The following is a 17,731-nucleotide window of genomic DNA, read 5'->3' as shown; positions in this document are numbered from 1 at the left end:
TAAAAAGAAAGTCTGTGACACTGAAAGAGCTGGGGGTGTTAGATGTAGATGCTTATAAAATAGATGCCATGGTGGAACTTGATATAAATGCTGCTATACCAAAGGTAGGCAGTATATTATATCGCCAGCTTCCAGGTATTGCTAACCTTATTGTCATAGTAAAGCCTAACGCTACGCTCGAGCCCCATAAGGTGGACCCTGCATTCAAAGACATCTGTCTGATTGCTGATAAAGAGACCATCTTGTGTGGTGTAGGAGCCTTTTTTAGGCAAAGGCTTGTAGGATTTTATGGTGTAAGTTTCGTAAATGCCATCTTCATTCTGTAGGCGAAACTTCAGGGGGATGACTGAACCATCAGCCTTAATCTGGCAAATTACATCGATTTTATCAAAAACTCTTTTTAATCCGTTGTACATCAAAATTACTCCTAATCTATTCGAAAATATGTTCTGTTTTTATATAATCACTATACACCCTGAAACTAAAAAATTCAATCGAACATGCGAACAAATTTTCGCTTTTTCTCGAACACGCTGGAAGTGTGGTAAAATCAAGTTGATACTTGTGGAAACTGTGGCTAAAATACAATTAGATTTTAATTACAATTAGCACTTTTGGAGGGGTTGCTATGCAGGAAAAATTGAAAAAGATAAAGATTCTCTTTGGTGATGTGGACAATACATTGTTATGCCTGAAAATGTACAATGAAGAAGGCAAGCGTGTTGTTGGTTTTGAGAGCCCTGAAGACTGGCTTAGATTCAATATCAATAATAATGCGTATATTAAGTGTCAAGCACCTAGGGGAGTAAAGAACCTAATAGATAATTTGCATTTTAATCAGGGGGTGAAGGTCTATGGCCTCACTGAATGTAGTAATTCTTTTGAGTACAATTCAAAGTATAATCGCTTGAGAGAATGTTACCCAGGTGTTTTTGAGCATCATGGAGATTTGATATCTACTGAGAGCCGTCATAAGAAGGTACTTATCATGAAAATGATTGCTGAACGTGATGGCATAAATATGGATGAAATCATGTTTATTGATGACAGTTATACGGAAATCATGGAGGCCTTTGGTGCTGGAATTCTTTCCATGCACACAACAGAGGTTATGGAGCGATTTATGTGAATATGGGGGCTATATAAGAAAGGGAAATGATGCTTAAGAACTACATGAAAGAAGGACAGAAATTATAGTGAGGAGGAATAAATTGTTATGAATTGTCCAAAATGTCAAAAAGAAATGTCTAAAGGTGAGATTGGTGTAAGCGCTGCTTCAAGAGGGATCCCTTCATTATTCTGGGCACCAACTGAAGTTATCAATAAGCATATACCCAGCTTTTTAACTATAAAGAAAGTGGTATCTGAAGGTGGCGTGCAGATAAAGCTTGGCAATGGACTTACTAAAAAGAGAAATACAGGATATGTTTGTAAATCTTGTAATTGTGTTCTTTTAGATTTGGAGTGAATGGGAAACAGAAGAAATTAAGAGTTTAGAGGCGATAAATAAAGTGCTTAAAAGATTTATATATGCTGCACTAGCAGTTCTTTCATTAATATATTCAATTACTGTTTTTCTTGTAGGCAGTGGAACCTTCTCATTTATCATATGGATATTCGTGTCTATCTTCTTCGGATTCCTATGGTTCATGGAGAAAAAGAAGCTCTGGGGAAAGGTACCTACAATTATTAGAAAGATATTTAGAGGACTTGTAGCCTTAGGGCTAGCAGTATTTATTATCTGCCAGGGATGTATTCTCACACAGTTCTTTTCAAAAGGAGACGATGGAGCGGACTACATTATAGTTCTTGGAGCTCAAATGAGAGACTGGGGGCCAAGTGTTGTTTATAAGTATAGATTGGATGCTGCAGTGGAATATCTTAACAATAATCCTGATACAATAGTTATAGTAACTGGAGGTCAGGGAGCAAATGAATTCATCAGCGAAGGTGAAGGTGGAAAAGCGTATCTTATGGAACAGGGGATTTCAGAAGATAGAGTACTTGTAGAAAAAGAATCCCTTGATACCAAGCAAAACATTACTAATGCTTTTGTGATGATAGAAGATGATGAGAACACCAAGATTGGTATCGTAACCAATAACTTCCATCTTTTTAGAGGAATTCTTCTTGCTAAGAGATATACTGATGCTGATATAACGGGCATCGCAGCATTTACAGAATATCAATTCCTACCTAACAACATGGTTCGTGAAACATTTGGAATTTTGAAGGATATATTATAATTTAGCTTATTTATTATCCTGTGACAGGTGTATGGTTTTCAGATGAGGGAATCATTATCGGCGAAGCCGATTCAATAAGGAGAATTATGGATACAAGAATAGAATGGGCTAGAAGCAGGGATGAATTAGTGCAGGCTATAAGGAGTCTGGGATTTCCTGATGAGCTTGGAGTGCAAATTGCAAAGATGCTTGGCAGTCCCAAGGCGATGCAAAGGATGATGGCTTATCTTTATAATGTAAAGCCAAATACAGCTGAGCTTATAGTGGATGAGGCACTTGCTATTTGCAGTGATATAGATAGATGGCGGGAGAAGAAAGCCAGTGAGGCTGCCAATGCGAAGTATAATGAAATGCTTTACTACGGATTAGATGCGGAGGATGAGAAGGCTAAAGGGAATAACTGTAAATATTTTGAGCTGTAAAGGCTGCCAGCAGGAGGTGCCTGAATTAGTCAAGCATATAATTTAGAAAATTTTAAAAAAATTATATGCTCAAATAGGAGAATTCTATGAGGAAAATCTTGTTCTAAGCATATAATAATGCCATTTTTTGAAAAATTATATGCTTGAACAGACAAAAAGCAATGAAAAATGGCTTCACTGAGCATATAATAATGCCATTTTTTCAAAAATTATATGCTTGACCGGCAAATAAGCTATGAAATAAAACCCTACTGAGCATATAAATTCAAGCAAAATGACAAAATTATATGCGCAATCAAGAAAAACAGCGTGGAGAATAAAGGTCATGAAAACAATAAAAGTTGTTGCAGCAGTTATCTGTGATTCAATAGAAGAGAAAAACAAGATTTTCGCAACCGCAAGAGGTTACGGAGATTATAAAGGTGGCTGGGAGTTCCCAGGTGGCAAGGTGGAGGCTGGGGAGACATCTGAGCAGGCTCTTATAAGAGAGATACAAGAGGAACTTGATACTCTTATAGAGGTTGGGCCCTACATAGATACGATAGAATATGATTATCCTACCTTCCACCTGTCGATGGATTGCTTCTATTGTGAGGTGAAGGAAGGACGCCTGGAATTAAAAGAGGCTGAAGCTGCAAAGTGGCTCACAAGAGATACATTAAATGATGTAAACTGGCTGCCAGCTGATATTACACTTATAGATAAGATTAAATCAGACATGCAGCATAGGTCAAACTAAAAAAGAGCATTAATTGTTCCTAGAATGCTAGCTTTTTTCGTGTCAATAATTGAATATAAAAATGTGGAGTGCTATAATTAATTATAAATATTCAGACAATTCTGTCAGAATACTTTATGGGGTTTTTATTAAAAATACGGGGCTTAAAAAAGGAGAAGGGTTATGCTAGCTACATTAGTACCACTATTTTACGAAGACATGTCTGTGGCTTCATACTGCTTGTATGCACAGAAGGAGAACATGTTTGAAAATCCACATTTACTTGCTGCAGGAAAGTACGATGGAGCAGGTTCAATCGTAGGTATCGAGGTATTCGAAAGTATCTCAGAGGACGATTTAGTAGCAAATTGTGACATTATTATTCCTATTAATAACATTTCATTATTTGCTAACATTGAACAGCAGTTGACTGGCTTTGATGGACGTATAGTTCTTCTTATGGACCATTCTATAAAGCCAGAGGATTCTTATAAAAAGCGTTTACATGACTTGAAGAGTAAGGGCTTTAAATTAGGAATAAAAGATCTTCCAATTGCCAGCGTTGACGCTTATAAGGAAATGCTTGACGATTTCGATTTATTCCTTGTTAATGCAGATGAAGGTGATGTTGTAGAACAGGCTCAGGCCTTCAAAAAGGTATTACCAAAGATTACATTCTGCGCTGAGAACCTTCATACAAAGGAAGAGTTCAATAAGGCGAAGGATTCTGGTCTATTCAAGATTTTCGAGGGTACATTCTTTAGAGTTCCTATTAATACTCAGGATACAGAAGTTACTCCTATTAAGATTAACTATATGAAGCTCATGACCGTAATCAATCAGTCTGATTTTGATTTGGAGGAAGTAGCTAATGTTGTAGCACAGGATCCAGCATTATCTATCGAGCTTCTTAAAATTGCCAACAAGCTTACTATTAATTCAAATATAAGATCAATTAACCAGGCAACAGCTCTTTTAGGACAGAAAGAGATCCGTCGCTGGTTAAATACTACATTATTTAATGAGCTTGCTGCTGGTAAGCCAAATGAGATTACAAGACTTTCACTTATCAGAGCTAGATTTGCAGAGAATCTTGCGCCAGCCTTTGATTATGCTATGCGTAAGGACGAGCTTTTCCTTATGGGATTGTTCTCATTGTTAAATCTTATTCTTGATATGCCTATGGAAGATGCGTTAGATCAGGTAGGTGTTAGCGCTGAGATTAAGAAAGCTCTTGTTAATGATGACGGTATTTTCTCACCACAGCTTGAGTTCCTTCTCAGCTATGAAGCTGGTGACTGGCAGGAAGTATCACGTTTGATGGTTCTTCAGGATATCGAGATGCATGTCGTATATGATGCTTATGTAGAAGCCTTGAAGTGGTATGGCGACATGTTTATAGAATAGTTAAATATAATCATAAACGGTCATATATTATTGCGTAACAAGCCTCGGGTATTTATATCCGGGGCTTTGTATTTGATATAGGACAAAAGAATTGATTATTTGTGAGCAAGTTTTACATTGACACAGCCGTGGAAAAATGTTATATAATACTAAGCAATTTTAATTTAGTGTTTGTTTATGTAATAGGAGTTTTTTACAATGTTTAAAATTAGATTAGAAAATACAGCAGATGCAGAGGAATTTGTTAAGGCAGCATCTGAGTGCGGCGGCGATGTTGATTTACACAGCGGCGTTGTTTATATCGATGGAAAGTCACTTTTAGGTGTCATAGCAATGGGCATCAAGAGAGAGATGAGTGTTCATCTTAATAATCCAGAGGATTCATCTTTTAAGAATGCTGTACAAAAGTTCGTTGTTGCATAAAATCGAATAATGTATAATAAAGCCTGTGAAATAATCACAGGCTTTTTTGATGCCTGAAATAAGGAATTATATGAAGGTTGCACGATTAGTTACTCCAGATGGAGAGAAAGCACAAATAAATATCTCTGTAAGAAACCTTGTGGAGTTTTTGCTTAGAGAGGGAGATATAGATGACCGTAAAGGTTCTGTTGATCCTTTCGAGGCGATGCAGGAAGGTAGTAGGATTCATAGAAAGATTCAAAGCTCTATGGGTCCTTTTTATCGTGCAGAGGTTCCTTTGAAATATCAGGTTGAATATGATGATTACATCATTGGGCTTGAGGGAAGAGCCGATGGTGTAGTTTTGGATATGGATGAGGATGGCACAGTCTGGTCAGCTACCGTTGATGAGATAAAGGGAATGTACATGGATGTTATGACCTTTGAAAAGCCAGTCCTTGTACATGAGGCTCAGGCCAAGTGCTATGCCTACATGATAGCCAGCGAGTACAATCTTCCTGAAATAGATGTGCAGATGACCTATGTCAGTCTGGAGACGGAGGAGATAAAGCGATTTAATCAGACCTATTCCTTTGATGAAATAGAAGAATGGTTTCTTACTATTATAAATATATTTAGGAAGTGGGCTGATTTTCAATATTATCACAAGCAGGAGCTTTTGGATTCTGTTCAAGGGCTTCAGTTCCCTTATGAATATCGTGATGGACAGAAGAAGCTTGTGTCTGATGTTTACCGCAGTATATATAGAAGAAAAATTTTATTTATGCAGGCGCCTACGGGTACAGGCAAAACTATTGCAAATGTTTTCCCTGCTGTTATGGCCTTAGGACAGAATCTTGCTGAGAGAGTTTTTTATCTCACAGCAAAGACCGCTACAGCTTTGGCGGCACGAGATGCCTATAGCCTTCTTGTACAAAAGGGGTATGAGGGAAGGACTATTATGCTTACAGCAAAGGAGAAGATGTGTCTTTGCGATGAAGCAGATTGCAATCCTGATAACTGCCCATACGCCAGAGGTCATTTTGACAGGGTAAATGATGTTATCTACGAAATCATTACCAAGGAAACAGTCATTACAAGAGACGTGGTTTTGGGCTATGCAGAGGAATATGTTGTTTGTCCTTTTGAATTGGCTCTTGATGTTAGTACCTGGTGTGAGGGAATCATCTGCGATTACAACTATGTCTTTGACCCTAATGTATATCTGAAGCGATTCTTTGCAGAAGGAAAATCTGGCGAGCACATTTTCCTTATAGATGAGGCTCACAACATGGTAGACCGTGCCAGAGAAATGTATTCAGAGACTCTTATAAAAGAAGAGATTCTTTCTATTAAAAGATATGCAAAGCCAGTCAGCAAAAAGCTGGTGAACGCTCTCGAAAAGTGCAACAGGATTATGCTTGAGTACAAAAGGATGTGCGACAGGGACATCACCGTTTTAGAGGATTTAGATATGCTGCTTAATGCCTGCGATAATTTGCAGATGATTTTGGAGCAGCTCTTCAAAAAAGAAGTAAAGTTTGGAATCTATCAGGACGAGGTTTTGGATTTCTATTTTAGACTTCGCAATTTCACGGCTCTTGCTTATCAGCAGGATGCTGATCACTACAGGATATATTGTGATTTTGATGATGATAAGAATTTCAATCTTCACTTATATTGCATCGACCCATCGGAGCAGCTTCAGCAAAGACTTAATATGGCAAGAGCCACTGTTTATTTCAGCGCAACCCTTTTGCCAATAGATTACTACAAGGATTTGCTCTGCAATATAAGTGACGTATATGCGATATATGTTGATTCAGTTTTTGACCAGCAAAATAGAATATTGCTTCTTGGAACAGATGTTACCAGCAAGTACACCAGACGTGGTGAAGATGAATATCTTAAGTTTGCCAGATACATTCACACTATCGTAAATGCGAAGCAAGGTAACTACATGGTCTTTGGACCTTCCTATAAATTCTTGGAAGACATTCATGAAAAGTATCAGTCCCTGGGTGCAGATGTAGAAATCATTATCCAGCAGCAGAACATGACTGAACAGGAGCGCGAGGACTTCTTATCAGAATTCGAAAAGAAAAGGGACAAATCAATGGTGGCCTTTTGTACCCTTGGAGGAATCTTCTCGGAGGGAGTAGATCTTGTTGGAGGCAAGCTTATTGGTTCTATTATTCTTGGAGCGGGATTACCTCAGGTTGGAAATGAGCGAAAGCTTATGTCGGATTTCTTTGATGACGAGGGAAAGAACGGATTCGAATATGCATATTTGTATCCTGGAATGAATAAAGTAATACAGGCGGCAGGCCGACTGATTCGTACAAAAGATGATGTTGGTGTAATTGCACTATTGGATGAGCGATTCCGCTTTGGAAGCTATAGAAAAACATTTCCACGAGAGTGGAATGATGCCGTGTTTACCACGGTTGATGAGGTTTCGTTAAAATTAACAAATTTCTGGAAGAAAAAAGACTAAAATATTATTAGGAGTTGTGAATTTTTTGTGTTATACTCATTTTAACTGTGAGGCTACCTGCTATTTTTACTAGTTTTTTAGCCCAATTTTCATAGCAGGAGTCTTGTCTCACAGATTTCAAGTTAATATATACGGAGGTGTAATGTGGGCAAAGTAAGAAGAGTTTACGTTGAGAAGAAACCACAATTTGCAGTATCTGCCAAGTCACTGTTTTCCGAAATAGGAAGTTACTTAGGCATCAAGGATGTTACAGGAGTTAGAGTTCTGATTCGTTATGACGTTCAGGATGTATCTGACGACGTTTTCAAGAAAGCAGTTAAGACGGTGTTTTCTGAGCCTCCTGTTGATGATGTTTACGAAGAGACATTTGATTATAATGGTCGTGTCTTCTCTGTTGAGTTTTTGCCAGGTCAGTTCGACCAGCGTGCCGATTCTGCTGAGCAGTGTCTTAAGCTCTTAAATGAAAATGAAGAGCCTACTATCCACACAGCGACTACCTATGTTATTGAGGGTAGCATTACTGACGACGAATTCGATGCTATCAAAAAGCATTGTATTAATCCTGTTGATTCTAGAGAGACTTCTCTTGATAAGCCAGAGTCTCTTTCTAATAATTTCGATGAACCAGCCGACGTCAATACCTTTGACGGTTTCACTTCTATGGCTGAAAAAGATTTACGCACTTTATATGATTCCTTAAATCTTGCTATGACATTTAAGGATTTCCTTCACATTCAGAACTATTTTTCCAATGACGAACATAGAGATCCAACTGTTACGGAAATCAGGGTATTAGATACTTACTGGTCTGATCACTGTAGACATACTACTTTCTCTACAGAACTTAAAAATGTCACTATCGAGGATGGCTATTACAAGGCTCCTATTCAGGATACTTTCAATGACTACCTTGATAATTTCAAGATTCTCTACAAGGATAGAGATGATAAATTCGTATGCCTTATGGACCTTGCACTCCTTGCAATGAAGCGTCTTAAGGCTGATGGTAAGCTTGAGGATCAGGAAGAGTCTGATGAGATTAATGCTTGCTCAATTGTTGTTCCTATCAACGTAGATGGAACAGAAGAAGAGTGGCTTATCAACTTCAAGAATGAGACACACAATCATCCTACAGAAATCGAGCCATTCGGTGGTGCTGCTACATGTCTTGGTGGTGCAATCCGTGATCCACTTTCAGGCCGTACTTATGTATACCAGGCTATGCGTGTTACAGGTGCCGCTGACCCTACAGTTTCTGTAAAGGATACTATCGAAGGAAAGCTTCCACAGAAGAAGCTTGTTCGTGAGGCAGCTCACGGTTACAGCTCATATGGTAACCAGATTGGTCTTGCTACAGGTTATGTAAAAGAAATTTATCATCCAGACTATGTTGCAAAGCGTATGGAGATTGGTGCTGTTATGGGTGCTGCTCCAAGACGTGCTGTTCAGCGTCTCAATTCTGATCCAGGAGATAAGATTATCCTCCTTGGTGGACGTACAGGTCGTGATGGTATCGGTGGTGCTACTGGTTCTTCAAAGGCACACAATACAGAGTCTACAGCAGTTTGTGGTGCTGAGGTTCAGAAGGGTAATCCACCTACAGAAAGAAAGATTCAGAGACTTTTTAGAAGAGAAGAAGTTTCATATATTATTAAGAAGTGTAACGACTTTGGTGCAGGTGGTGTATCTGTTGCTATCGGAGAGCTTGCTCCAGGTCTTACTGTTGATTTGGATAAGGTTCCAAAGAAGTACGCAGGTCTTGATGGAACTGAGCTTGCTATTTCTGAGTCTCAGGAGCGTATGGCAGTTGTTGTTGCTCCAGCAGATGTAAATAAGTTCCTTCAGTATGCAGCTGAGGAAAACTTAGAGGCAATCGAGGTTGCAGTTGTTACTAAGGAGCCACGTCTTGTTCTTAACTGGAGAGGTAAGGAGATTGTTAATCTTTCTCGTGCCTTCCTTGATACAAACGGTGCTCATCAGGAGACAGATGTTTATGTAGAGCTTCCTGACAGCAAGGATAAATACATCGATAAGATTGGTATTGAAAAGGTTGCTGAGGATGTTGCTAAGGGCGACTTCAAGGCAGCATGGCTTGATTCACTTGCTGATCTTAACGAGTGCTCACAGAAGGGTCTTGTTGAAATGTTCGATGGTTCAATCGGCGCAGGCTCAACACTTATGCCTTTCGGTGGAAAGTATCAGCTTACAGAAACACAGGCAATGGTAGCTAAGGTTCCAGTAGCTGATGGAAAGACAGATGCAGTTACAATGATGGCATACGGTTTCAATCCATATGTCAGCTCATGGTCACCATATCACGGTTCACAGCTTGCAGTTTTAGAGTCAGTAGCTCGTATCGTTGCAACTGGTGGTGATTACAAGAAGATTAGATTTACATTCCAGGAGTACTTCCGCAGAATGAGCGAGGATCCAAAGAGATGGAGCCAGCCATTCGCAGCACTTCTTGGTGCATATAAGGCACAGATGGAATTCGGACTTCCTTCAATCGGTGGTAAGGATTCTATGTCAGGAACATTCAATGAAATCGATGTTCCTCCAACACTTGTTTCTTTCGCAGTAGATGTTGCAAAGGAGCAGGACATTGTCACACCAGAGCTTAAGGAAGCTGGAGATAAGCTCTTCCTTCTTAGAATTCTTCGTGACAATTACGATCAGCCAAACTACCAGCAGGCTAAGGCAATCTTCGAGGTAGTAAGACAGATGGTTGAGCTTGGAAATATCAAGGCAGCTTATGCACTTGATGCTTATGGACTTGTACCTGCTGTATCAAAGATGGCATTTGGTAACAAGCTTGGTGTTAAGCTTGCAGATGCATGTCAGTCAGTATTGCTCTTTGGCTGTGTCATCGGCGATATCGTAGTAGAAGTTTCAGAGGATGGCGCACTTGCTATTATTAACGAGCTTGAAAAGCGAGGCCTTACAGATTGTGGCTTCGAGGTAGGTGAAGTTACTGATGATGCTACATTCACATATAAGGATGTAAAGATTCCTGTAGATGAGGCAATCGCAGCATGGACAGGCACACTTGAGAAGGTATTCAAGACACGTAGTCACGAGGATACATCTCTTGTAGACACAGGTCTTTACGAGGAAAAGAACTTCTATATTTGCAAGAATAAGATTGCAAAGCCTAGAGTATTTATTCCAGTATTCCCAGGTACAAACTGTGAGTACGATTCAGCAAGAGCATTTGAAAATGCTGGTGCTATTACAAACGTAAAGGTATTCAAGAACCAGACAGCAGAGGATATCAGAGAATCAGTTGACGAGTTCTCAAGAGCAATCGCTCAGTCACAGATTGTTATGTTCCCAGGTGGTTTCTCAGCAGGTGATGAGCCAGAGGGTTCTGCTAAGTTCTTCGCTACCGCATTTAGAAATGAAAAGATGAAGGAAGCTATCCACGGACTTCTCAACAACAGAGATGGTCTTATGCTTGGTATCTGTAATGGTTTCCAGGCACTTATCAAGCTTGGTCTTGTTCCTTACGGCGAGATTCATACACAGAAAGAGGATGCTCCTACACTTACATACAACACAATCGGACGTCATATTTCAAAAATCGCATATACGAAGGTAGTCAGCAACAAGTCACCATGGCTTGCAGGTGCTCACCTCGGTGAGACATATTGTTCACCAGCTTCTCACGGTGAGGGACGCTTCGTTGCTTCAGAAGAGTGGATTAAGAAGCTTTTCGAGAACGGACAGGTTGCTACACAGTACGTTGATGAAAACGGAAATCCTACAATGGATGAGGAGTGGAACATCAATGGAAGCTACTGCGCTATCGAGGGTATTACCAGCCCTGATGGACGTGTATACGGTAAGATGTGTCATGCAGAGCGTAGAGGTGACGGCGTAGCTCTTAACATCTACGGAAACCAGGACATGAAGCTCTTTGAAGCGGGCGTAGATTACTTCAGATAAAACGTAAATCCAAGGTATGGAACCATACCTTGGATTTTTATAAAAATCAAAAAGGGTAGAAAAGGAGTAAGATGAAAGCATTTTTAATTTTGGAAGATGGTACAGTTTTTGAGGGAACAAGTATTGGTTCCACAAGAGAAGTTGTCAGCGAGATAGTATTCAATACTTCGATGACAGGTTACCTTGAGGTCCTCACAGATCCTTCTTATGCGGGGCAGGCAGTTTGCATGACTTATCCATTGATTGGAAACTATGGAATCACACCAGATATGGAAAGTAGCAGACCATGGCCAGATGGATTTATCGTAAGAGAGCTTAGCCGTATTCCTTCAAACTTCCGTTGCGAAGGTACCATTCAGGATTTCTTAGTTAAGCATGATATTCCAGGTATTGCTGGTATCGATACAAGAGCCCTTACAAAGATTCTTCGTGAAAAGGGCACAATGAACGGAATGATTACCACAAATGAGAATTACAATTTTGAGGAAATCAAGCCAAGACTGGAAGCTTATGCTACAGGTGATGTGGTAACAAAGGTTACATGTGACACAAGTTCAGTGTTAAAGGGCGCAGGAAAGAGAGTTGCACTTTTAGATTTTGGTGCAAAGAAGAATATTGCAAAGTCTCTTAATGACAGAGGCTGTGAGGTTACAATTTACCCTGCTCACACAAAGGCAGAAAAGATCCTTTCATCTAATCCAGACGGAATTATGCTTTCAAACGGCCCTGGAGATCCAAAGGATTGCGGACCTATTATAGATGAGATTAAAAAGCTTTATGACAGCGATGTTCCAATCTTTGCCATCTGCCTTGGACATCAGCTTATGGCACTTGCAACAGGTGCTGATACTCATAAGATGAAGTACGGTCACAGAGGTGGAAATCATCCAGTAAAGGATCTTGAGACTGGACGTGTGTACATTTCATCTCAGAATCACGGCTACGTGGTAGATGTGGACAAGCTTGATCCAAAGGTTGCCACACCAGCCTTCGTAAATGTTAACGACGGCACCAACGAAGGACTTAAATATACAGGAAAGAACATCTTCACTGTTCAGTTTCATCCTGAGGCATGCCCAGGACCACAGGACAGCGGATACTTGTTTGATAGATTTATTAATATGATGGGAGGAGAGCAGTAATGCCAAAGAGAAGTGACATTAAGAAAGTAATGGTGATTGGCTCTGGTCCTATCGTCATCGGACAGGCAGCGGAGTTCGACTATGCTGGAACTCAGGCTTGCCGTTCACTTAAGGAAGAGGGCATGGAGGTATGCTTGGTAAACTCAAACCCAGCTACCATCATGACAGATAAGGAAATTGCAGATCAGGTTTATATCGAGCCTCTTACTGTAGATGTTTTAAAGCAGATTATTATCAAGGAGAAGCCAGATTCACTTCTACCAACACTTGGTGGACAGGCTGGACTTAACCTTGGTATGGAGCTTGCTGAGTCAGGTTTCCTTGAGGAGCAGGGTGTTAAGCTTATTGGTACAACAGCCGAGACAATCTTCAGAGCTGAGGACAGACAGGCTTTCAAGGATACAATGGAAAAGCTTGGCGAGCCAGTGGCAGCTTCACTTGTAGTTAATACAGTAGAAGACGGTATCAAGTTTACAAACACAATTGGCTACCCAGTAGTTTTAAGACCAGCATATACACTTGGTGGTTCAGGCGGTGGTATCGCTCACAATCAGGCAGAGCTCGTTGAGATTCTTACAAACGGTCTTCGTCTTTCACGTGTACACGAGGTACTTGTAGAAAGATGTATTGCAGGCTGGAAGGAAATCGAGTACGAGGTTATGCGAGATGCAGCAGGTAACTGCATCACAGTTTGTAACATGGAAAACATCGACCCAGTTGGTGTACATACAGGTGACTCAATCGTAGTTGCTCCTTCACAGACACTTGGCGACAAGGAGTATCAGATGCTTCGTACCTCTGCACTTCGTATTATCGATGAGCTTGGTATCACAGGTGGATGTAATGTACAGTATGCTCTTCATCCAGAGAGCTTTGAGTACTGCGTAATCGAGGTTAATCCACGAGTATCCCGTTCATCAGCCCTTGCTTCAAAGGCAACAGGTTACCCAATCGCAAAGGTTGCAGCTAAGATTGCCCTTGGCTATACACTTGATGAGATTCCAAACGCCATAACAAAGAAGACCTTCGCCAGCTTTGAGCCTATGCTTGATTACTGCGTAGTTAAGATTCCACGTCTTCCATTTGATAAGTTCATTACAGCTACAAGAAAGCTTACAACTCAGATGAAGGCTACTGGTGAGGTTATGTCTATCTGCAACAACTTCGAGGGTGCCCTTATGAAGGCCATCCGCTCATTGGAGCAGCACGTAGATTCACTTATGAGCTACGATTTCTGTGATATGACTGACGAGGAGCTTGCAGAGGCACTTACAGTTGTAGACGACAGAAGAATCTACTGCATCGCAGAGGCACTTCGCCGCGGTGTTAGCTACGAGAAGATTCATGAAATCACAAAGATTGATGTTTGGTTTATAGATAAGATTAAGATTCTCGTTGAGATGGAGCAGCGTCTTGCAAGCGAGGAGCTTACAGTAGAGCTTCTTAAGGAAGCAAAGAGAATCGAGTTCCCAGATAACGTAATTGCGGAACTCAATGGAAAGGTTACAGAGGAGCAGGTTCGCAAGATGCGTTACGACAATGGCATCGTTGCTGCTTACAAGATGGTTGATACCTGTGCAGCAGAGTTTGATGCCATGACTCCTTACTACTACAGCGTATACGGAAGTGAGAACGAAGCAGTTCAGACAACAGGTCGCAAGAAGGTACTTGTTCTTGGTTCAGGTCCTATCCGTATCGGTCAGGGTGTTGAGTTCGACTACTGTTCAGTTCATGCCACATGGGCATTTGCCAAGGAAGGCTGGGAGACAGTCATTGTAAACAACAACCCAGAGACAGTTTCTACAGATTTTGATATTGCTGACAAGCTTTACTTCGAGCCTCTTACAAATGAGGATGTAGAATCAATCGTAAATCTTGAGAAGCCTGATGGAGCTATCGTACAGTTCGGTGGACAGACAGCTATCAAGCTTACAGAACACCTTATGAAAATCGGTGTGCCAATCCTCGGTACAAAAGCAGAGGATGTTGATGCAGCCGAGGATAGAGAGCTCTTCGATAAGATTCTTGAGCAGACACAGATTCCTCGTGCAGCAGGTGGAACAGTATTTACAGCTGAGGAGGCAAAGGAAGTAGCAAACCGCCTTGGTTATCCAGTTCTTGTACGTCCTTCATACGTACTTGGTGGACAGGGTATGCAGATCGCCTTCAACGATGAAGAAATCGAGAAGTTCATGGATATCATCAACCAGATTGCTCAGGATCACCCAATCCTTGTAGATAAATATTTACAGGGTAAGGAGATTGAGGTCGATGCTATCTGCGATGGTGAGAACATCCTGATTCCTGGTATCATGGAGCATATCGAGCGTACTGGTATCCACTCAGGTGATAGTATCTCAGTATATCCTGCTCACACAATCAGCCAGGATATAAAAGATAAGATTGTAGATTACACAGAGCGACTTGCAAAGGCACTTCACGTACTTGGTATGATTAACATCCAGTTCATCGCCATGGACGGAGAGGTATACGTAATCGAGGTTAACCCTCGAAGCTCTCGTACAGTTCCATACATCAGTAAGGTTACAGGTATTCCAATCGTAGACCTTGCAGCGAAGGCAATTCTTGGTCACAAGATTACTGATATGGGCTATGAGCCAGGACTTCAGCCAGAAGCAGATTACATCGCAATTAAGATGCCAGTATTCTCCTTCGAGAAGCTTCGTGGTGCAGAGATTTCCCTTGGACCTGAGATGAAGTCTACTGGTGAGTGTTTAGGTATCGCAAAGACCTTCGAGGAAGCTCTTTACAAGGCATTCCTTGGTGCGGGAGTTGTTCTTCCAAAGCACAAGCAGATGATTATCACTGTAAAGGATGCTGATAAACCAGAGGCACTTGAGGTAGCAAAGAGATTTGAAAAGCTTGGTTACACAATCTACGCTACACGTTCTACTGCAAAGTACTTACAGGAGGGTGGCGTTGAGGCTCGCTGGGTAAACAAGATTACTCAGGAATCTCCAAACGTAATGGACCTTATCCTTGGACATAAGATTGACCTTGTTATCGACACACCTACTCAGGGACACGGTGACAAGACAAGAGATGGCTTCCTCATCAGAAGAAATGCTATCGAGACAGGTATCAACTGTATCACAGCAATGGATACCGCAGTGGCTCTTGCAACTTCACTTGAAAGTGCTACAACAGAGTACACACTTGTTGATGTAGCAAAGATATAAAATGCTTTTGAAATAATGACCTTTGATGCTATATAATGATAATAGTTTAGATAAATTATAGGAGGGGATATATGGCATCAAAGGTTTATTTTATCAAGGATGTTACAGCTGAGGCTGTAGTAAAAATGTACGACAAACTTGGTGTTACGTTACCAGGTAAGGTTGCTGTAAAGGTTCACTCAGGGGAAGAGGGCAATCAGAATTATTTAAAACCAGCCTTCTGGAAGCCTATGGTGGAGCATGTAAATGGCACAATTGTAGAGTGTAATACAGCTTACGAAGGTGAAAGAAACTACACTGATAAGCACATTAAGCTGTTAAAGCGACATGGCTGGAATGACCTTTTTGATGTGGATTTAATGGATGCTGAAGGGCCAGATATCGAAATTCCTATCAAAAATGGTACTCATCTTAATGCAGATATAATGGGAAAGAATTTCCTCAATTACGACTCTATGTTAGTACTTTCTCATTTTAAGGGACATCCAATGGGTGGATATGGCGGAGCACTAAAGCAGCTTTCTATAGGCTGTGCTTCCTGTGCAGGAAAGGTCCGCATTCATTCTGCAGGCAAATATGACAAAGCCAGCGAACAGGATGTTGTATGGACAGATTTACCAGAGCAGGATGCATTTCTTGAGAGCATGGCTGAGGCAGCATCTGCAGTAGTAGACCACTTTGGTAAAAATATTGCATTTATTAATGTAATGGCAAATATGTCTGTAGATTGTGACTGCTGTGCTGTTGCAGAGGACCCTTGCCTTAAGGATATTGGAATACTTGCCAGTTTAGACCCTGTAGCGATTGATAGAGCATGTCTCGACCTGGTTTACGCCTCAAAGGATGTTGGAAGAGATCACTTCCTAGAGCGTGTAACTTCTAGAAATGGCGAGCATACTCCTGAAACAGCAGCTAAACTTGGAGTAGGTAGTCTTGAATACGAATTAATAGAACTAATCTAGTGATTCTTTATATTCTGCGCCCCATTATATGATAATATATTGAAGTAATAATATAGATTAGAATAGAGGGAGAATTAAGGAGTATCCTATGGCGGGAATATTGTATGGAATAGGTGTAGGACCAGGTGATCCTGAGATGCTTACTCTTAGAGCAGTAAGGGCAATAAAAGAGGCGGATGTTATTTGTCTTCCAAAGGCAGATAAGTATGAGTGCCGTGCTTTTCAGATAGCACTTCCTGCGGTGCCAGAACTTAAATATAAAAAGACCATAAGCTATGATTTTGAGATGACAAGGGATGAAGAGGCTCTTGCTAAAATGCATGCAGAATTTTATGAGAAGTACAGACAGCTTATTATGGATGGCTACAACCTTGCGTTTCTTACCATTGGAGACCCCACAGTTTATTCAACTTTTGGTTATATAATGAAGCTTGCAAAGAAGGATTGCATAGAAGTAGAGATTATTAATGGTATCACTTCTTTCTGTGGGTCTGCTGCAGCAGCAGGAATTCTTCTTAGCGAGAGAGATGAAAACATTCATATTATTTCTGGTCAGGGAAATCTGGAGGAAGAATTAAAGCTTTCAGGCACAAAAATAATTATGAAAAGCGGGCGTAATATTAGCGAGATTAAAGAGCGCCTTTTGCAGCTGGAACAGGCTGATAAAATATCCGTATATGCGGTAATTGACTGTGGCATGGAGACAGAGCAGATATTTAATGGCGCAATGATGATTCCGGATGATTCTAAATATATGATGACAATCATTATTAAGGATAAGGTGTAAAAA

At 40.7% G+C, this 17,731-nt stretch carries 14 protein-coding genes; all 14 read left to right on the top strand.

Annotated elements, in window-relative coordinates:
* Positions 1-14: 14 nt before the first annotated feature.
* The gene (locus BLP54_RS15790; protein WP_176754483.1) at positions 15-326 is read left to right on the top strand and encodes a hypothetical protein; all 312 of its coding nucleotides are present in this window, start codon (positions 15-17) and stop codon (positions 324-326) included.
* Positions 327-628: 302 nt separating this feature from the next.
* Complete coding sequence (locus BLP54_RS05730) at positions 629-1,129, top strand: hypothetical protein (RefSeq protein WP_090167671.1); 501 nt, start codon at positions 629-631, stop codon at positions 1,127-1,129.
* 87 nt (positions 1,130-1,216) lie between these two features.
* The gene (locus BLP54_RS05725; RefSeq protein ID WP_090167669.1) at positions 1,217-1,468 is read left to right on the top strand and encodes a PF20097 family protein; all 252 of its coding nucleotides are present in this window, start codon (positions 1,217-1,219) and stop codon (positions 1,466-1,468) included.
* A 43-nt stretch (positions 1,469-1,511) separates the two neighbouring features.
* Complete coding sequence (locus tag BLP54_RS05720) at positions 1,512-2,246, top strand: YdcF family protein (protein ID WP_242870634.1); 735 nt, start codon at positions 1,512-1,514, stop codon at positions 2,244-2,246.
* Positions 2,247-2,332: 86 nt separating this feature from the next.
* Positions 2,333-2,668: a hypothetical protein gene (locus tag BLP54_RS05715; RefSeq protein ID WP_090167820.1), complete on the top strand. Its 336-nt coding sequence runs from the start codon at positions 2,333-2,335 to the stop codon at positions 2,666-2,668.
* A gap of 325 nt (positions 2,669-2,993) precedes the next feature.
* A complete protein-coding gene (locus BLP54_RS05710; RefSeq protein ID WP_090167666.1) occupies positions 2,994-3,407 on the top strand; it encodes a (deoxy)nucleoside triphosphate pyrophosphohydrolase in 414 nt (137 codons plus the stop codon).
* 162 nt (positions 3,408-3,569) lie between these two features.
* Entirely contained in the window at positions 3,570-4,793 is a 1,224-nt protein-coding gene (locus tag BLP54_RS05705; RefSeq protein WP_090167664.1) for an EAL and HDOD domain-containing protein, read from the top strand.
* Positions 4,794-4,991: 198 nt separating this feature from the next.
* Complete coding sequence (locus tag BLP54_RS05700) at positions 4,992-5,216, top strand: HPr family phosphocarrier protein (RefSeq protein WP_090167662.1); 225 nt, start codon at positions 4,992-4,994, stop codon at positions 5,214-5,216.
* A 70-nt stretch (positions 5,217-5,286) separates the two neighbouring features.
* Positions 5,287-7,692 (top strand): ATP-dependent DNA helicase, encoded by a 2,406-nt coding sequence (locus BLP54_RS05695; protein WP_090167660.1) that lies wholly within the window; start codon positions 5,287-5,289, stop codon positions 7,690-7,692.
* A 144-nt stretch (positions 7,693-7,836) separates the two neighbouring features.
* Positions 7,837-11,637: a phosphoribosylformylglycinamidine synthase gene (locus tag BLP54_RS05690; protein WP_090167658.1), complete on the top strand. Its 3,801-nt coding sequence runs from the start codon at positions 7,837-7,839 to the stop codon at positions 11,635-11,637.
* A gap of 71 nt (positions 11,638-11,708) precedes the next feature.
* Positions 11,709-12,779, top strand: a complete 1,071-nt coding sequence (locus tag BLP54_RS05685) for a carbamoyl phosphate synthase small subunit (protein WP_090167656.1) — start codon at positions 11,709-11,711, stop codon at positions 12,777-12,779.
* Positions 12,779-15,979 carry a carbamoyl-phosphate synthase large subunit gene (carB, locus tag BLP54_RS05680; protein WP_090167654.1) on the top strand — a complete coding sequence of 1,067 codons (3,201 nt, stop codon included), beginning with the start codon at positions 12,779-12,781 and terminating at the stop codon, positions 15,977-15,979. The genes BLP54_RS05685 and carB overlap by 1 nt, the downstream gene beginning before the upstream one ends.
* Before the next feature lie 71 nt (positions 15,980-16,050).
* A complete protein-coding gene (locus BLP54_RS05675) occupies positions 16,051-16,941 on the top strand; it encodes a DUF362 domain-containing protein (RefSeq protein ID WP_090167651.1) in 891 nt (296 codons plus the stop codon).
* Positions 16,942-17,029: 88 nt separating this feature from the next.
* A complete protein-coding gene (gene cobI, locus BLP54_RS05670) occupies positions 17,030-17,728 on the top strand; it encodes a precorrin-2 C(20)-methyltransferase (protein ID WP_090167649.1) in 699 nt (232 codons plus the stop codon).
* Positions 17,729-17,731: the final 3 nt, after the last annotated feature.

The organism is Pseudobutyrivibrio sp. 49, from assembly GCF_900100545.1.
GTDB lineage: Bacteria > Bacillota > Clostridia > Lachnospirales > Lachnospiraceae > Pseudobutyrivibrio.
This window is presented reverse-complemented; position numbering and strand designations above follow the sequence as displayed.